At 60.7% G+C, this 17,544-nt stretch carries 11 protein-coding genes; all 11 read left to right on the forward strand.

What is annotated here, in order from left to right; all coding sequences use genetic code 11:
- The first annotated feature begins 51 nt into the window (after nt 1–51).
- The 11 genes from BGO89_10530 to BGO89_10580 all read left to right on the forward strand — a co-directional run bounded on the left by BGO89_10530 (nt 52) and on the right by BGO89_10580 (nt 17,424).
- Nucleotides 52–1,884, forward strand: a complete 1,833-nt coding sequence (locus BGO89_10530) for a hypothetical protein (protein ID OJX56948.1) — start codon at nt 52–54, stop codon at nt 1,882–1,884.
- Nucleotides 1,885–1,949: 65 nt separating this feature from the next.
- Nucleotides 1,950–2,795 carry a hypothetical protein gene (locus BGO89_10535; protein ID OJX56949.1) on the forward strand — a complete coding sequence of 282 codons (846 nt, stop codon included), beginning with the start codon at nt 1,950–1,952 and terminating at the stop codon, nt 2,793–2,795.
- 137 nt (nt 2,796–2,932) lie between these two features.
- Nucleotides 2,933–5,230, forward strand: a complete 2,298-nt coding sequence (locus BGO89_10540; protein ID OJX56950.1) for a hypothetical protein — start codon at nt 2,933–2,935, stop codon at nt 5,228–5,230.
- Nucleotides 5,231–5,339: 109 nt separating this feature from the next.
- On the forward strand, nt 5,340–7,145 hold the full coding sequence (locus BGO89_10545) for a hypothetical protein (GenBank protein ID OJX56951.1): 1,806 nt from the start codon (nt 5,340–5,342) through the stop codon (nt 7,143–7,145).
- Between the two features lie 32 nt (nt 7,146–7,177).
- A complete protein-coding gene (locus tag BGO89_10550) occupies nt 7,178–9,022 on the forward strand; it encodes a hypothetical protein (protein ID OJX56952.1) in 1,845 nt (614 codons plus the stop codon).
- Nucleotides 9,022–10,707: a hypothetical protein gene (locus BGO89_10555; protein OJX56953.1), complete on the forward strand. Its 1,686-nt coding sequence runs from the start codon at nt 9,022–9,024 to the stop codon at nt 10,705–10,707. Before BGO89_10550 ends, BGO89_10555 begins: the two co-directional genes overlap by 1 nt.
- On the forward strand, nt 10,707–11,132 hold the full coding sequence (locus BGO89_10560) for a hypothetical protein (protein ID OJX56954.1): 426 nt from the start codon (nt 10,707–10,709) through the stop codon (nt 11,130–11,132). Before BGO89_10555 ends, BGO89_10560 begins: the two co-directional genes overlap by 1 nt.
- A complete protein-coding gene (locus tag BGO89_10565) occupies nt 11,129–13,210 on the forward strand; it encodes a hypothetical protein (GenBank protein OJX56955.1) in 2,082 nt (693 codons plus the stop codon). Before BGO89_10560 ends, BGO89_10565 begins: the two co-directional genes overlap by 4 nt.
- Nucleotides 13,207–15,312 (forward strand): hypothetical protein, encoded by a 2,106-nt coding sequence (locus tag BGO89_10570; GenBank protein OJX56956.1) that lies wholly within the window; start codon nt 13,207–13,209, stop codon nt 15,310–15,312. Before BGO89_10565 ends, BGO89_10570 begins: the two co-directional genes overlap by 4 nt.
- Nucleotides 15,296–16,600, forward strand: coding sequence for a hypothetical protein (locus BGO89_10575; protein ID OJX56957.1), 1,305 nt, complete (start codon nt 15,296–15,298; stop codon nt 16,598–16,600). The genes BGO89_10570 and BGO89_10575 overlap by 17 nt, the downstream gene beginning before the upstream one ends.
- Nucleotides 16,597–17,424, forward strand: coding sequence for a hypothetical protein (locus tag BGO89_10580; protein ID OJX56958.1), 828 nt, complete (start codon nt 16,597–16,599; stop codon nt 17,422–17,424). The genes BGO89_10575 and BGO89_10580 overlap by 4 nt, the downstream gene beginning before the upstream one ends.
- The last annotated feature ends 120 nt before the right edge of the window (nt 17,425–17,544 follow it).

A 17,544-nucleotide genomic window follows, 5' to 3' on the forward strand; every position in this document is an offset into this window, starting at 1 on the left:
AATCAACTGATGAACTTTGGTACTCAGCATAGCTGGCGTATGAGGATAGGGATGGTATGCACCATACTCGTCCTCGCCATCGGGATCGCCACCGCACAGGACAATGTCGGGATCGGCACTGCCACTCCTGACCCGTCTGCGTTGCTGGATCTGAGCGCTACCAACAAGGGCTTGCTGATTCCCCGCGTGACCGTCGCCCAGCGCGATGCCATTTCCCTCCCGGCGACGGGACTGATGATCTACAATCTCGACCAGAAGGAATTCCAGTACAACAGCGGTATACCTTCCGCTCCCGTATGGCGGAGATTCATTTCCATTGGAACGGACGGTAACAGCGGTGATTTCTGGACGTTGACGGGCAATGCCGGTACGGACCAGACGCGCCACTACCTCGGTACGCGCGACGCGGCGCCGCTCGTGATGAAGACGAACGACACGACGCGCCTCACGATCTCTCCCCTCGGTATCATCACGGCCGATGGCCCCGTCAGGATCATGAAGACCATCGACCTCTCCGGTGCCACGGTGCCGTTCTGGCTCAATGGCCAGGCCGGTACGCAAGGTCAGGTGATGATTTCCAACGGTCCGCTCGCCACGCCTTCCTATACGAGCCGACTTTCCCTTCAGAGCATCACGACCGATACGCTGAATGCCGGAGTGACGAATATCTCCGGTCCGCTCACCGTCAACGGTCCTACGATCTTCAACGACACCGTCCGCTTCTCGATCTTCCCCAAGTTGCCGTTGCCGCACAACAACATGTTCGTGGGCAGTACGGCCGGCTATGCGGAATATCTTCCGCCGGGCGCCGACAGCTCGTTCCTTGGATTGTTCAACGGACGTCCGACATGGTTCAACCTGTCCAGCCTCATCCGCAGCCAGTCCTGGACCGTGGGTGGTAATACGACGCCGGGCAGTCCCATTATCGGCAACATGGCGACGTCGGGGATCATGGATCTGGACGTACGTGCCGGTGGTCGCTCGCTCATCATGCTCAACGGTAGTTCGGGGCTCATTGACATCAAGGGACCGCTCAACCTGATGGGCAATACCACGCCGCTCACGCTCAACGGCAATGCCGGTAACGAGGGAAGCGTCATGGTCAGCAAGGGTGTCGGCCAGACACCGGTATGGAGCGGCGCTCTTCTCGTTTCCGATACGAACATCATCATCTCGGCACCGAAGTTCACGACGTCGTCCACGACGACGACCACGCACTACGGTCCGACGATCTTTACGCAACTGCCGCAGATCCCGCTGCTGTCCGGCCACATTCTGGTGGGCAACAGCCAGGATATCGCCGTTCCGCTTCCTCCGGGAATCGACGGTGCTATGCTCCAGATCCAGCTCGGGCGCCCGATCTGGCAAAGTCCCGAGCGTGCCAACTACTGGTCCCGTGCCGGTAATACCGGCATCGGCCCCACGGATTATATCGGAACGACGGACGACAACGATGTCCGCATCAGCACCAACGGTACCACGCGCGTGAATATCGCCCGTTCGACCGGTTCTGTCTCGATGACGTCGCTGTCCGGCGCACCGGTCATCGCACCTGTCGCATCGGATGACGGCCTGGTCGTCGCCACAGGTAACGGTACGCTCACGAAGCGCGACAAGAGTTCCGTTCTCGCCATGCTCGGCATCTATGGCGGTCGGTATCAGAACGGTACGGCTTCGCCCGAGTTCACGGTCGTCATCACGCTGCCGGCAGGATCCACGCTGGATCCGCAGGCCGCGATCTCCCTTACTCCCGAAGCATCGTCGAGCGTGTCCGCCACTCCCTTCGTCGTGAACGGATCGCGGACGGCCACGACGTTCATCATCAACTTCCCGGGTGGACTCAATCCTGGTGAAGCCATCAACTGGATGGTGAAGAATCCCTGATCATGGACCTCAAGCACGTGTCACTACAATCAACCACATTACCCACTTTTGTCCGGAGTTCTTCAGTGAAGTTCTCTAATCTTCTCAAGGGACTCGCCGTTTCGGCCGTCCTGATCACTTGTGCCTCGGAAGCGTATGCACAGCTTCCCCTGCGTACCCGTTCGTTGCAGCTCATCGGTTCGACGAGCGGCACGCTGACCCACGAAGCAGCAGCAGCTACGACGTCCTATACACTGACGTGGCCCGCAGCAGGTGTTACGGCCGGAAACAACGGTTTCCTTCAGTCGGATCCGACCGGTGCCATGAGCTGGTTCCTCATCCCCACGGGTGAGCAACTCGTGACCGTCGACGCCAATGGTGCCGCTGGTCAAGTAGCCTACTTCACGGACAACAACTCGCTGACGTCCAGCCCCCGCTTCCAGTACGACAACGCCACGGCGAACATGACGCTGGGCGACAATGCACAGAACGGTACGATCATCCTTGGTGACGGAGCATCGGCCAACACCGGTACGCTCAATGTGACGGGCCCCCTCACGGGCGCACGGAACTATACGCTGCCCGATGCTTCGGGTACCATTCCCGTGACGACGAACATCCCGTCCGCCGGCACGGCGGGCTACATCCTCGTCGCCAACGCCGACGGTACGTCGACGTGGACGGTCAATCCTCTTGCCAACGTCGAACGTGGCGTGTTCACACCCACGGCCGGTGCCTACACGGCTGCCATTACGGTTACGGGTACGCCCGACCTGACGAACGATGTCATTCTTGTGACGTCGTACGACACGGCGGGTGGTGGTCAGGTTCTCCAGGTTACGGGTGTCGCTGCCGGTACGATCACGGTCTCCGCTGCGGGTCCGTTCATCGGCACGGAGCGCATCTCGTGGATCTGGATTCCGATCCCCTAATAGTAGTCTTCGAGTTGTCGGGGGAGTACCCCCGGCAGTCAGGGAAGAGAGGGCCTCGTTTCTCTTTCCTGACCGCCAGAACAGCATGGTAGGAACGCAAGAACGACTGCATCATCGGTTGACACTCAATGAAACGAATGAACAATCATAGAACCATCGTACGTATGATCGCGACAGCGGTCGTGGTGCTGGCATGCGCCGTGGAAGCGCATGCGCAGTTGCCGGTGCGTACCCGTGATCTGCGGTTGTTCAGCAACAACAACGTCAATTACGTCAGTCATACCGCCCCTAACGGTCTCCTGACGAATACCGTCTATACGTGGCCCACGGCCCTGCCCTCCACCAACGGCCAGGTCCTGTCCGGAACGACGGCAGGCCAGTTGAGCTGGATCAGCCTCGGAAACTTCTGGGCACTCGGCGGTAATTCGGTGCCGAGCGAACAGACGCTCGGTACGACGTCGACCTTCGACCTCCCGATCATCACGAACAATGTCGAACGGATGCGGATCCTGTCGACGGGTGAAGTCGGCATCGGCGCTACGCCTGCCGCCGCACGTCTTCTCGACGTGAACGGTACGGCGGGTACGGCGAACGTCCGTCTTCGCAGCACGGGCGGCGCAGCCATCGCAACGGTCTATACGCCGACGGCGAACGACGGTATCATCGTCGCGGATGCGAACGGCGATCTCCTGAAGCGGAGCGTCGGTAGTGTGCTCGGCAGCACGGCATGGTTGCTCGGCGGTAACGCAGTTGCCAGCGTGCAGAACCTCGGTACGACGTCGGCATTCGCCTTGCCCATCATTACGAACAATGCTGAGCGGATGCGAATCCTGTCGACGGGTGAAGTCGGTATCGGTACGCCGACGCCGACGACGAATGCCCGGCTGACGATCGCAACCATTCCCGCAACGGGTGGTCGTGGCATCGACGTCGACATGGCGTCCACCACGACGTCTTCCGGCCTCGTCGTTCGTGGCATCGGTGCTTCCGGAGCCAACGACGCCGGTATCCTCGTGGGAACGACGACAGCGGGTACGGGTATCGGTATGCGTATGGGTACGGTTGCCGGCTTCAACGCGCCCGACCTCGGTATCGACATCCAGGCCGCATCGAACGGCGTCATCGTTACGCCGACGACGGCGGGTACGGGCACGGCCTTCCGCGCTTCGACGAGTGCGGGTACGCGTGGTCGCAGGGCCTTCGAAGGATACGTCCGCGGTACGGCAGGTAACGTCGCCTATGGTCTGTCTTCGGACGCCAACGCCATCGCAGGTGGTACGGGCCTCGGTGCCTATCTCAGCACGAGCGGCACGACGGGTACGCTCTATCCTCTCGTCGTAGCGAGCGAGAACAATCGCAACATCTATCTCGGTTCGACGACGGCCGACACGCCGGCCGATCTCGCAACGATCCTTACGGGCACGTCGAATCAGAGCACGACGTACATGTTCAATGCACGTATGAGCGGCGGTGCAACGCTCGTCGGTTCCACCAGTGGTACCGTGACGTTCGTGGCACCGGCGACGATCGCTACGAGCCATACGTATACGATGCCGAGTGCGACCGGTACGGCCGGTCAGGTCCTGCGCATCGCAACCAGCCCCGCGCCTACGGCATCGGCCGCGACGCTGGAATGGGGAGCGGCAGCAGGCAGCGAGATATTCGAGGAAGTGACGGCAGGTCAGGGTAACGTCCGCCGCAAGCTCGCCTATACCAATGGTATAGCCGGAGCTCCCGTCGGACAGTATGCCATCGATCTGCAGGCCGCACGTGGTGCTGCTACGCAGACGGCGAGCGGACAGTATTCCGCGCTCGTAGGTGGTAGCTCGAATACCGTGAGCGGTGCCTATGCCTTCATCGGCGCAGGCCTCTCGAACACGGCCAGCAACTCCTACGCCAGCGTTCTCGGCGGTCAGGCCAACAGCGTGTCCGGAACGCATGCCACCATCCTCGGTGGTCAGTCCAACACGGTGTCGGGCAATCATTCCATGGCCTTCGGCTATGGTGCAGCGGTAACGCAGAACAACACGATCGTCTTCAACCATCCGACCGTGGGAGCAGGAGCGACGCGTGTCGGTATCGGCAACAACAACCCCACGGTATCGCTCGATGTCGATGGTGGCGTCGTCATACGTCCGCCGGCTAACCTGGCCGTGACGGGTAACAACCAGACGGTGACGGTCGGCAATCGTTCCTACATCGTTCTCGATCCAGGTGGTGCCGACAGAACGGGGCTCGTCCTTTCGGCCGGTTCGAATGCAGGGCAGATCCTCATCCTGCGTATCCTCGAAACTGCAGGGAACTACATCCAGTTGCCGGATGCCGCGGGCAGCAACGTCAACCTGACGGGTAACTGGACGGGTCGCGCCGACGACACCATCATGCTCATCTGGACCGGCGCGAACTGGGCGGAAACAAGTCGTTCGAACAACTAAAGGGAATGGAATCTGACGCATGACCTCGCGCAGATCATATAGCTCCCTTCCATGGCTGCGGGGATTCTTCCTGGGTATGTGCATACATGCCGGGACCGCTCTGTGCGTCATGGCCCAGGACACGGACATCCGTACCTTCCAGAGTTTCCGTATCGAACGCGATGGCGGCGCACCCGCGAGCACGATTCTCTTTACGACTCCGACGACGGCGATCACGCCATACTCGCTGATATGGCCGTACGATCCTCCTACAGCAGGATCCGTTCTCGTCACCAATGGCAGTACGACTCCCTTCATCCTCTCTTGGTCCCTGCCGACAGGCAGTCTGCTCGAAATCGAGTCGTCCGGGTCACGGAATCTGCGCCGGTCTTCGAGCACGCTCTCGCCGGGTTCTCCCGCCGGAGTTCCGGGCTATGTCGCCAACGACTTCCAGGCCGGCCGGACGAGCGCTTCCCAGACGGCCAGTGGCGATCGCTCGACGATTCTTGGCGGCGCCAGCAATACGGCGAGCGGGTCGAAAGCGGCAGTCGGTGGCGGCCTGGGCAACTCGGCGGGAAGCACGACGGACGTCGCAGTCGGTGGTACCGGCAACAGCGTCAACAGTAGCGAAGGCGGAATCCTCGGCGGCACCAACAACACCGTCAGTAGTAACGACGGTACGATCATGGGTGGCAGCGGTAACAGCTCGTCATCCAACCGCGGCTTCATCGGCGGCGGTACGGGAAATACGATGACGTCGAACCAGGCCTTCATCGGTGGTGGTTCGGGCAACAACAACACGGGCGATAATGCCGGCATCTTCGGCGGCTATCAGAACACGGTCACCGGGACGCATGCCACGGCACTCGGCGGTATGAACAACACGGTGAACTCGACCAACCGTGCCACGCTCGCCGGTGGTGACAACAATAGCGCCAGCTCGAACTATTCGTTCGTCGGTGGCGGCAGTAGCAATACATCGTCGTCTTCGGGTACCGTCGTCTTCGGCGGCACGAACAACGGCGTGACCAATCAGTACGGCACGATCATCGGCGGAGCATCCAACACCGTCTCGAACGGCTATGGTTTCATCGGTGGCGGGCAATCCAATACCGTCAGCGCCTTCGCTCGCGGATCGATCTTCGGAGGTCAGTCCAATACGGCCGGCGCGGATAACGTGACGTTGCTCGGTGGACAGAATGGCAGCGTGACCGGTGCCGGAAGCGTCGTGATGGGCGGCCGGGTGCTGACGCTATCGGCGGCCGACCAGGCAGGCTTCAACGGAGCGAGCGTCACGACGTCCTTCGCTACCGCCAACGAATTCCTTGTCGCCAACGCCGACATCTGGATCGCGAACAACGACGGCACGCCTCGCGAAGCACGGCTCTTCGAGAACTACGGAACGAATGGAGCCTTTCCGGGTGCCAATACCAATTACGTAGCCTTCAACGCTCCGTCCGCCACGGCGAACGACTACGACAATACATATACGCTTCCCGATCGTACGGGGGCCGTCAGCGATCTGCTGACCATCGCTGCCACGCCTGCGCCGACGACGACCAGTGCGGCAACGACATGGGCCGCCGCTCCGATCAACTATCGCAGCTCGGCGACGACGATCATCCTGGATCTGACGACGATCCTCGGCGTCGTCATGAACAACGTCGAATTCCTGCGCGTCACGTCCGACAACGTACCTGCCAACAGAAGGACGAGTCTGAGCAACGGGGTGACGAACGGCATGCTGCTCACGATGCGCGTCGTCTCGAATGCGCCGGGAACGAATCCGGATCGCGGTATCCGTTTGCGCGCGACGGACGCCAATCTGCGTCTGGCCGGGAATGCGGACTACGACATGCAGCAGGCCGATTCGATCATGCTCGTATGGGATGACGTCGATCAGATCTGGATCGAAGTAGGGAGAACGAATCAATGATGTCGATGCGCTCATATCGCCAACTTGGCCAGATGATGTCCGGTACGATCACCATGCTCGTCGCCGTCGGTGTCGTGATGTCGTTCCAGCACGTCGATCTGCATGCACAGACGGACGGTATCCAGACCTTCCAGGGATTCCGCATCGAACGCAACGACCAGCCGGGAGCCTTCATCACCTTCCTCCCGCCCAGTTCGGCGATCACGGCCTATACACTGCGCTGGCCACCGACACCGCCCACGACGGGACAGGCTCTCGCCGTGACAGGTACCGGACCATATCAGTTAACGTGGAGCAGCAACGTCGGCGTTACCATCGAACTCGTGTCGAGCTCGAACGGCAACCTGCGTCGTGTAGGCTCCCTGAACGAAGGTGGCATCGCCGGTACTCCGGGTAATTATTCGAACGACTTCCAGGGAAGCCGTACGAACAGCTCCCAGACGGCCAGCGGCAACTATTCGCTGATCGGTGGTGGACAGAACAATACTGCGAGCGGTAACTACTCGCTCGTTCTCGGCGGTCTCGGCAATACGGCGAGCGGACAGTACAGTCTCGTCGCCGGTGGTAACGGCAACACTGCTTCGGGCCAGGGGTCGGCTATCCTCGGCGGCAACAGCAACACGAATGCAGGAACGAATGCTGCCATCGGCGGTGGTGCGAACAACAGCATCTCCGCAGCCGGTAGCGGTGGCTTCATCGGTGGCGGTACGAACAACCAGTTGTCGGGTGCCAATGCCTTCGTCGGCGGTGGACAGGACAACAACGCATCGGGCGTCTACTCCGTCATCGGTGGCGGTGCAAGCAATGTGGCGAGTGATACAGGCGCCGTCGTCGGTGGTGGTAGCGGCAACACTGCTTCCGGACGTCGGAGCGTCGTCGTGGGTGGTGCCAACAACACCGCATCAGGCCAACGTTCCTTCATCGGAGCAGGGCAGAACAACATCGCGTCCGGCACGAATTCCGTCATCGGCGGCGGAGCGAGCAACACCGCGTCGGGACTGAATGCAACGGCCGCCGGCGGCAATTCGAACAGTGCCGGAGGCGACTACAGCTTCATCGGTGGTGGGCAGTCGAACACGATATCGACCGGTACGCACGCCGCGATCGGCGCTGGGCAGTCCAACAGCATCACCGGCAATCACTCCTTCATCGGTGGTGGTAGCTCGAACAGCATCGCATCGAACTTCTCGACGATTCCCGGCGGACGGAACATGACGCTCGCTGCGGGAGCGGACGGCTCGTTCGGTTTCAACGGCGGTGGCAACGTCATGAGTATCTCGACGGCGAATGCCTTCGTCATCGCCAACAGCAATCTCTGGCTCGCGAACAACAGCAACAGTGCCCGTGAGCTCAGGTTCTATGAAGCGTACAATACGTCGGGTGCCTATCCAGGAGCCAATACGAACTACGTTTCCTTCAAGGCGCCTGCGGCCACGAATGCCAACCTGAACAACACGTATACGCTTCCCGATCGTGTTGGAGCGGCAGGCCAGGTACTGCGCCTGTCCGCGGCGACGACGACGACAGGTACGATGGAATGGGTGGATGGCGTCACGACGATCCGTGCGAACACGGTGAACGTCACGGCGGACAACCAGGCCATCACGGCTGCGCAACTCGACAACATGACCTTCGTGCGATTCAATTCCGATGGCGTTCCCGCCAATCGTACGATCACGTTGCCGAACGGCATCACGAACGGCTACCGGCTCATCATCCGCTGCGTGGCGGCGGCTGCCGGCAACGGTATCGAACTGGTGAACGGCGGCAATCTGAGTCTCAATGGCGGGGCATTGCTGGAGAATCTCGATACCATCATGCTCGTATGGGATGGTACAAGCAACCTCTGGGTCGAACTGTCCCGGAGCAACAACTAATGGTTCGAAGGGGCAACATCATGAAGCGCTCCATACTCGTCTGCGCCACCGTCCTGACGACGGCGGCCGGCATGGCGACGGCACAGGTGTCCGAACAGACCGTGCAGACCCTGCGGGTGGAAGATCCTTCCAACCCGATGAATTCCATTCGTCTGCAACCTCCAACGGGCATTACGTCGTACGCCCTCACGTGGCCTGCGTCGCTCACAGCCGGTACATGGACGTTCGTGATCAACGGCTCGACCGGTACGATGAGCTGGGTCGATCCGACGACACTCGGTAACGGTCCCGTGGAAATCGCTTCGAGCGGTAACTATAACCTGCGCCGCGTTGCGGCCCTGAACAATATCGCCCCCACGGGTATTGGTCAGTATGCCAACGACTTTTCGGGATCGCGCAGTGCGGCCGGTCGGACGGCAACGGGGCAGTATTCCGCTATCCTCGGTGGAAACGACAATCTCGCGTCCGGTCAGTATTCCCTCGTCGTCGGTGGCAACAGCAACGGAGCGACGGGACAGTATTCTCTTGCCGTCGGTGGTAATTCCAATCTTGCATCCGCCCAGTATTCCCTCGTCGGTGGCGGGCAGTCGAATCAGGCGACGAATTCCTACGCGCTGGTTCTCGGCGGACAGTCGAACACTGCATCGGCGAATGCATCCGTCGTCGTCGGAGGCCAGTCCAACGCCAATTCGAGCAGCCTCGGCTTCATCGGTGGTGGCAACAACAACACCTCGATCGGGAACAAGGCCATCATCGTCGGCGGTCAGAGCAATACCAATACGGCCAACATCGGCTTCCTCGGTGGTGGTGCCAGCAACAACGTTTCCGGAAACATCGCTGTCGTCGTCGGCGGCCAGAGCAATGCCGCGGCCGGCGATCGTGCCGCTGCCGTCGGTGGTCAGGGCAATAGTGCATCGGGCGGACTTTCGTTCGTCGGTGGCGGTGAAACCAATACGGCAGGAGCCAATTACTCGGCGGTACTCGGTGGCCAGAACAACGTCGCCAGCAGCCAGTATTCGTCCGTATTGGGCGGACAGAACCTCACGTTGAGCGCGAACAACACCGCGGGCTTCAACAGTGGCTCGGCCATGACCATTTCCACGGCGAACACGGTCGCCTTCGGCAACAACAACATCTGGCTCGCGAACAACAACAACACGGCCAGCGAGCTCCGCTTCTACGAACCGACGGCGACGACCGGTGCGTTTCCGCCGTCGGGCGTGAACTATGCCGGATTCAAGGCGGCGCCGACGATGGCGGACGACAACACGTATACGCTGCCGGCTTCGGTCGGAAACGTGAACGACGTGCTCGTCATGGATACCAAGACCGGTAACAATGCGACCATGAAGTGGGCGTCGGTAGCAAACGTGCTCTCCGTGACCGGTTATCCGAGCGTGCAGGCCAACGTACCTGCCGCGACCGACAACGTGACGCTCGATGCAGCACAGTACAGCGCCTTCTACATCCAGTCGGACAACGGTGTGGGCGGTGACGACGATATCCTGAGTATCATCAATCCTACGCCTGGTCAGGTCATCTACGTCTATTGGGCTAACGATACGCAGAACGACGTCACCATCGCGGGCATACCCTTCGTCGTGCCGAATGGTGCGGACGTCGGTGTGACGCTGATCTACCTCAACGGCGGATGGAGATGCGTGGGCTCGTTCGTGCAACCCTGATGAAGATGAAGCGCAACCATATCGAACTATCGACAACCCATTACGTGGGTCTGGTGATCGCCATGGCGGTCTGTCTCGTCGTATTCGGGACCGGCAGCGTTTCTGCACAGACCCTGGTGACCAATGGCGCCACCATCCACATCCGTGAGAATGCGCAGGTCGTGGTCAACGGCAATACGGAAATCCGTACGGGTGATGTCCGCGTCTACAATCAGGCCCGCGTGGAGTTCAGGGGCGACGTGAACGTGGTCCGCGGCGGACTCTACATGCTCCAGGACAGCTATGCGCGTGTCGTCCGGAATCTGGTCGTCGCCAACGACGGCATCGTGTGGCGTTACGCTCCGGGCTCGCTCGACGTGGAAGGTTCGATCTTCAATAGAGGCGAGTTGACGAACGACGGCGAAATCAACATCGGCAAACCGTGAACCTGATCCGGCTACCATATCGATCGTTCCTTCTCCTGCTTCTCGTGTTCTTCACGGGATTGGGAAGCCGCGTGCTTCAGGCACAACATCTCGAGAACGGTGCGACGGGTCGCGTGAAGAACAACGGAACCATCCGCTTCAAGTCCGACACGGGCAGGTACAAGAACGATGCGCTCTATTCATCCATCACCAACAACGTGATCGAATTCCAGGGCCGGACGAATCTCTTCACCGATCTTGGCGGAAGGACGGCGAATACCACCGTTCTTGGCCAGGACCGTAACTGGCGTGTGCCCGGCCTGGTACGGTATGCGAAGGCTGCGGACAATCAGTCCGTGCAGGCACGCTTCTATACCGATCTCGAAATGAAGGACGGAGCGACGAAGGACATTCCCGACAGCGTCCTCGTCGGCCGTGCCTACAGCATCGTCCTGAGCGGATCGCGTACCTATCACGGTACGTTCTACTACGACGGCACGCAGCCGCAGTTCATCACCGAAGAGCGTGGTCTCAGCGGCAACGTCAATCGCTACAACAATCTCTCGCTGCTGTTCAGTCCCAAGACCGTCGCCGATTCGTCGGAGGTACGGGTCGACAATCTCTTCGACAGCGATGTCCAATCTCCGCTCTTCGTTCTCGGTGACATGTACTGGGGTACGAAGAGCAATGCCCGCGCTCACGTGCGGATCAACGACGCGGGGCAGCTCGTGACGGGTTCCGATACGAGCCGTTTCCACGACAGCGCGACCGTGATCAACGGTACACTGCTCATGCCCGACAGGGCTGGAGTCGCCGTCGTCATGCCATCGTCCAGCCTCGCACTCGTCAACGATGGCCGTGCCATGCTGGTGATGGGAACGTCGACGCAGATGGACGTGCTCGGATCCTTCGTAAACAGACATGTACCTCTGACGAACGTCCAGTTCGACACGTCGTCGCTCGTGAACTACGACGGCACGCAGCCGCAGATCATCCAGGCCACGGCATCGAGCAAGCCCTACGGATCGCTGCGTACCGCACGATCCGCCAAGACGGCATCGGGTGACGTCTTCATGGCGACGAACCTGAGCGTCAACGACACGAATGTCGTGATGCTGCCGTATACGCTGTCGATGAAGATCGGCACGGCTTCCTACACCAACAATGCCGAGGTCGTAGGCGCCCTGCGCCGCGAGCTGGCCGGTGGGGATACGGTGACGTTCTATCGTTACAACAACGAAGAGACGGGCCTGCGGTTCAGCGAGATTCCGCGTGAACTCACGCTCGACGTACGCCCTCGTACGCGTCCCAATGCATTCGATCCCACGACCGACATCTTCCGCAAGATCACGGCACGATACGACGGTACCTGGCGTGCCCTCGTACGTGCCGGATACAAGGCCGACGATCTTCCTGGTACGTGGGCTCCCGAGTCCAGCGAGCGTCTGCTGAAGATGTACAATGCCTCGCCCTCGCCGAACGAAACGGCGACGAAGCTCACGCCGACGATACCGCCGACCTATCAGCGGCGCCCTCTCGCCCAGAGCACCGGTCTGGCCTACATCGAATTGTCGAACGTAAGCAGTAACGGTCCGGACAACTCCCGTGTGGACAATGGCAACGACATGCTGCTGCGCGGCAGCCGGGACGTCCTGCGTGCCATCGCGAGCGGACGCTGGAGCAATCCCTTCACGTGGGACGAAGCGCGTGAGCCCGAGCCCGTGGATCGCGTCGTGATCGACGGCTTCACCGTCCATGCAGGCTACGTCCGCGCGAACGACAACTACGCCGTCCGCGAGAAGTATTCCGATTCGCTCGCTACGGAAGTCATGATCGGCGTCAAACCCAATTCGACGCTGCTCATCGGCAGGGAAGGGGCGTTCAACACGTTCTCGCTCGTGCCGACGTCGACCGTTCTCATGTACGTCAAGCGCCAGGCTCGGGCACTCGTGCCCATGCTGGCACAGGATACCTCGGCTGCCGATATCGACGGTGGTCTCGTCGTCTACCCTGGCGCCCTCCTTCTCGTACCGAACCTCACCGTCGAGACCGATGCCACGGTCTTCAACGCGGGCACGCTTCAGGTGGGACAGCCATGATGCGACAACGATCATACGGTGTGTTGGCCGTGCTCGCCATGCTTCTCGCAGGCGGTGTCGCGGCATATGCCCAGCAACCGAGTCTGCTCACCAGTCAAGGCAAGATCCATAACGTCGGTACCATCAAGGTATATGGCGATGCTGCCCTGAAGCAGGACAGCATCGGTGGCATGGTGCAGTATCTCCGCAACCATGCCGCGGATACTCAGCTCGTGGCCCATACGACGTACGACAGCGTCTACTTCGAAGGACAGTCGAGGAAGATCCTGAAGGACGTGACGCGTCCGCTCGTGGCCGCCTCGCTCTTCAGCTCGGCGGATACGCTGACGGTCTTCGACATGGTCGCCGCGACGCACATCGAGGCGCACGGCCGCCTGATGCACGAAGGACTCATCAATCCGGGGCGCCGCGACGGCACCGTCATGGTGAATGGCGCCGCACGCCAGGAGATATCGGGCGAAGGTCTCGTTCCCGTTCTCGAAGTGGACAACGCGCAGGGCGTCGACGTGACGCGCGGTGGCGGACTCCGTATCGTGGAACGCCTCGACCTTCAGGACGGACAAGTCCTCAATACGGCATCGGACAACCTCGCCATGCAGAGGGACGCATGGATCTGGCGCAGCGACAAGGGATCGATCGCCCAGGCACCGGGCACCGACCAGCGTCTGAACCTGCGATACTACGGTCTCGCTCTCACGCGCGGTGGTGCGGAGATGCTCCGTACGGCTACCGTACTCCAGAAACTTCATCAGGACAATCCGGGTGGCGTCGAGCTGCCGTGGGACGTCACGATCAACGACTCGCTCGTCCTGCGCGGACACATCTTCACCGAACTGGATACTCCGACGGCCGTCAGCAGTGCGCTGCGATATACATCGGCCACGCTCGATCCCGTCTTCGTAGGACTGTGGCCGGAGATCAACGGCCGTATGGTCCGCACCTCCCTCGTCCCGGGCCGCAGGATGGTCATGAACAGTACGCACAACTTCATCCGTTTCGAGCGCGATGCCGATATGGGAAGCGTTCGTATGGCGTCCGTGCGCGTGAAGCCGTCGACGGTTCCGCTGCCGACGAGCCAGGGCGTCGACAAGGTGCGCCGCTTCTATCAGATGGACTTCCAGGATGCAACGGGAATCACGGTGCCGGACAGCACCTACGTTCTCGAATTCGGCTATGCGTGGCGTTCGGACAGCCTGCCGTCGGTCGAGAACGCCGGCGTTATCGAAACGATTCCCGCACTCGTGATCAAGATCGATTCGCTCGCACTCGAACGCTTCATCGTGGACAAGTATGCGACGGACGGTATCTCGACCCTGCCCACGCAGAGCGACGACATCTGGCGCTACAGCTCGGCTCACGGCATCCGCAGCAGCGGTGACTTCGCCATCGGCCTGTCGTCCTTCGCGACGGTGTGGGTGATGCGCGCACGTGTCTATCTCGAAGGCGCCATGCGCTCGTATGCGGACAACCTCGCACCCGTCATGGCCACCGACCTGCGTCAGCGGAACCTCGTTCCCACGACGCCACCGAACGAGTATCCTTATACGCTCGATCCACTGCGCTCGGCCATCGTTGTGCCCACGCTGCCCGATTCCATCGTGGACTGGATGATCGTCGAATTCCGTACGTCGATCTCGAGCTCGTCGGCCGTGCACTATCAGACGGCCCTGCTCACCAGGAACGGCTACGTCGTCGACCCCGTCACGTTCCTGCCCCTGCCCATACGCAGTATTCGTCCCGGCGACTACTACATCGTCTTCCGTCACAGGAATCACCTTGCCGTCATGACGCAGGACGCGGAAACCGTGGCGCCGAGCAACGTCAATCGTGCACTCGACTTCACGACCGGTCTCGATCTCTTCGGTGGCGCGGCTTCGATGAAGCTGCTCGGTGTGGCGGACGGACGCCGCTGGTTCGGTATGGTGGCGGGGAACGTCGATCACGACGACGACGTCCGTCGCATCGATCACAACCTGATCTGGGACAATCGCGACATCGAAGGCTTCTCGCTCTTCGATACGGATCTCGACGGCATCATCAGTACGAAGGACTGGAACGTTTCCTGGAACAATCGCGGACGGAGCAGTGCGGTACCTCGTTAACATCGTGCTCATCGTCGTCATGGGACTCTGCGCCTCGTCCGTGCTGCATGCACAGACGGACGCCGACGTGATGCTGTACGTACAACAGGATCCGCGTCCGGACACGGCCACGTTCGACATCTGGCTGAAGCGTACGAGCCTGCGCTGGGAACATTGGGCCAACGGTACGTTCCGCATCGACGTTTCGGATCTCATGATGACGGGTGGACTGAATCCTGCCGTACATACCGTGCGCCTCATGCCTGGTACGACGGGATTGACTCCGCTCGTGCCATATGCACCGGCCGGTATGGACGGCTACGCCATCGTGCCACGGATCATGAACGGCAGGGTGAGCATCGTCGTACATGGCCCCGATTCGGTCGGCAATGCCTTCCGTATCACCCGTCTCGGCGATTCCATCCGCATCGGCAGATTCGAACTCGCGAGCACGAACGGATCCTTCCTGAGCGATAGTCTCATCGCCTTCACGCAGCCCGAACCGTACTTCCAGGCCAATGCCTTCAAGCTCGACCACGACAGTATCACGGGTTCGGGTGCGCAACGCAACGTATGGTATGCCACGCACGACAACGTGGAGATGAATTCGCGCTGGCACAGCGCACCTCCTCCGCCGGATACGTGTAATACGAGGGCGGTGCTGGCAGGACAGTACGATGGGGATCTCACGGTAGGGCTCTCGTTCAGGACGGAGGACGAGCATTGCTTCCGTGGCTACTACATCGAACGGGCCTTCGTCGACAGACGCGATCCTGCGAACCTGGCGTTCGAATCGCGTCCGAGCCTCACGTATCTGAGTGATGGCCGGTTCCTGTCCTGCGTCTGCCTCACTGGCAGTACGCACGGGAACTTCACGGACGTGGTCGAATACCGTCGTGAGACCTACGCCTATCGACTCGTCGGCGTCTACGTGCGCGATACGGCGATGGTGGCCTATCTCGATACGATCTTCGTCCGCGTACCCAACGCCATCATCTCGAATGCCGCACTGCTCGAGAACCCGTTCAAGGACAGGACCATCGTGCAGTTCAATGCTGACGACCGCCTCCGCCTCACGGCCTCGGCCTACGATCTCGGTGGGAAGCTGATCGGTTATCTCCTCGACGAACAGGGGAATCCGATCGTCGACAAGGAATATCCCAAGGGAGCCTTCTACAAGGCACGGTTCGAGGCGTCCGCCGTAGCCTCGCAAGGACTCTACAACCTCGTCCTCGTGGCCACGCCGTACGACGATACGGCGCTCGGTGAGAGCAGCAGGGCGATACTCAAGGCACAACTACTGCGATGATGACGAACCGCGACCATATCGTCCGTGTCCTCCTCGTCGTCATCGTCGCCATCGCGGCGTCCGTTACTTCCGTGGCACAGCTCGTCAATACGGGCAACATCGACGAAGTGCAGATTCCGCCCGACACCTTCCATGTCGAGCACGAATACTGGATCGGCGGCTATGCATCGGCCCTGCTCATGATGAACTTCGGAGACCTCACGGTATCCTATCGTGGCAGCATGGTGCCGGGTGCGTCGCCGGAATCGGTGAAGACGACGGGTGGCTTCGGCTACGGTGCTGCACTCGGAGCGGTCTTCAGCTACCTGCCGCGCAGGGAGTCGTACGGTCTGTCGTTCATGGCAGGCCTCGACTATCGCTGGACGAAGAGCGAATCGGCCGTGCCGGAGCACGACGGAGTCAATACGTTCAACGCGACATTCGAGACGAATGCGAAGATTCTCTATCTGTCGGCTTCGCTGAACGGTCTTTATCGTGTGGGTTCCCGCGGAGCGTATCTCACCATCGGGGCAACGGTGGACATGCCGATGAGCGGCAACGAGATCGTCCTCTGGCAGCACGAGCAATCGACGGGCACAGCGCCGGGCGAAACGCCCGGTGCACCGAACACGAGTATCAAGTATCGCACGACGACGGACTTCCGTCCGCGCGTCGGCCTGCAGATCGGGGCGGGACATGACTTCCTGGCCGGTCTGTTCGGTTATCGACGGCAACTGGTGACGCCGTACGTGTCGATACAGGCGGCGACACCGATGGTGTCGACGCCTACTGCATGGAATTCGATCGCCGTACGCCTGGGCTTGATGTGGCGTACGGGATTCTAGAAGATCGCATGGTTGTAGTTCCGACGGTCATGAACGAGCGGCGCTCGGCATCTCGCCTTGTGCAGTTCAGGCATGGCAGGGGAGACGATCGGAATGTACAGTGCGAATTGAGGTCACGGT

The organism is Candidatus Kapaibacterium thiocyanatum (assembly GCA_001899175.1).
In the GTDB taxonomy this organism is placed as follows: Bacteria; Bacteroidota; Ignavibacteria; order Kapaibacteriales; family Kapaibacteriaceae; genus Kapaibacterium; species Kapaibacterium thiocyanatum.

What these genes read in the sequence shown, in the direction of transcription:
- BGO89_10530 (OJX56948.1), top strand. Translation starts at nt 52, where the DNA reads ATGGTATGCACCATACTCGTCCTCGCCATCGGGATCGCCACCGCACAG.
- BGO89_10540 (OJX56950.1), top strand. Translation starts at nt 2,933, where the DNA reads ATGAACAATCATAGAACCATCGTACGTATGATCGCGACAGCGGTCGTG.
- BGO89_10545 (OJX56951.1), top strand. Translation starts at nt 5,340, where the DNA reads ATGGCCCAGGACACGGACATCCGTACCTTCCAGAGTTTCCGTATCGAA.
- BGO89_10550 (OJX56952.1), top strand. Translation starts at nt 7,178, where the DNA reads ATGATGTCCGGTACGATCACCATGCTCGTCGCCGTCGGTGTCGTGATG.
- BGO89_10555 (OJX56953.1), top strand. Translation starts at nt 9,022, where the DNA reads ATGGTTCGAAGGGGCAACATCATGAAGCGCTCCATACTCGTCTGCGCC.
- BGO89_10560 (OJX56954.1), top strand. Translation starts at nt 10,707, where the DNA reads ATGAAGATGAAGCGCAACCATATCGAACTATCGACAACCCATTACGTG.
- BGO89_10570 (OJX56956.1), top strand. Translation starts at nt 13,207, where the DNA reads ATGATGCGACAACGATCATACGGTGTGTTGGCCGTGCTCGCCATGCTT.
- BGO89_10580 (OJX56958.1), top strand. Translation starts at nt 16,597, where the DNA reads ATGATGACGAACCGCGACCATATCGTCCGTGTCCTCCTCGTCGTCATC.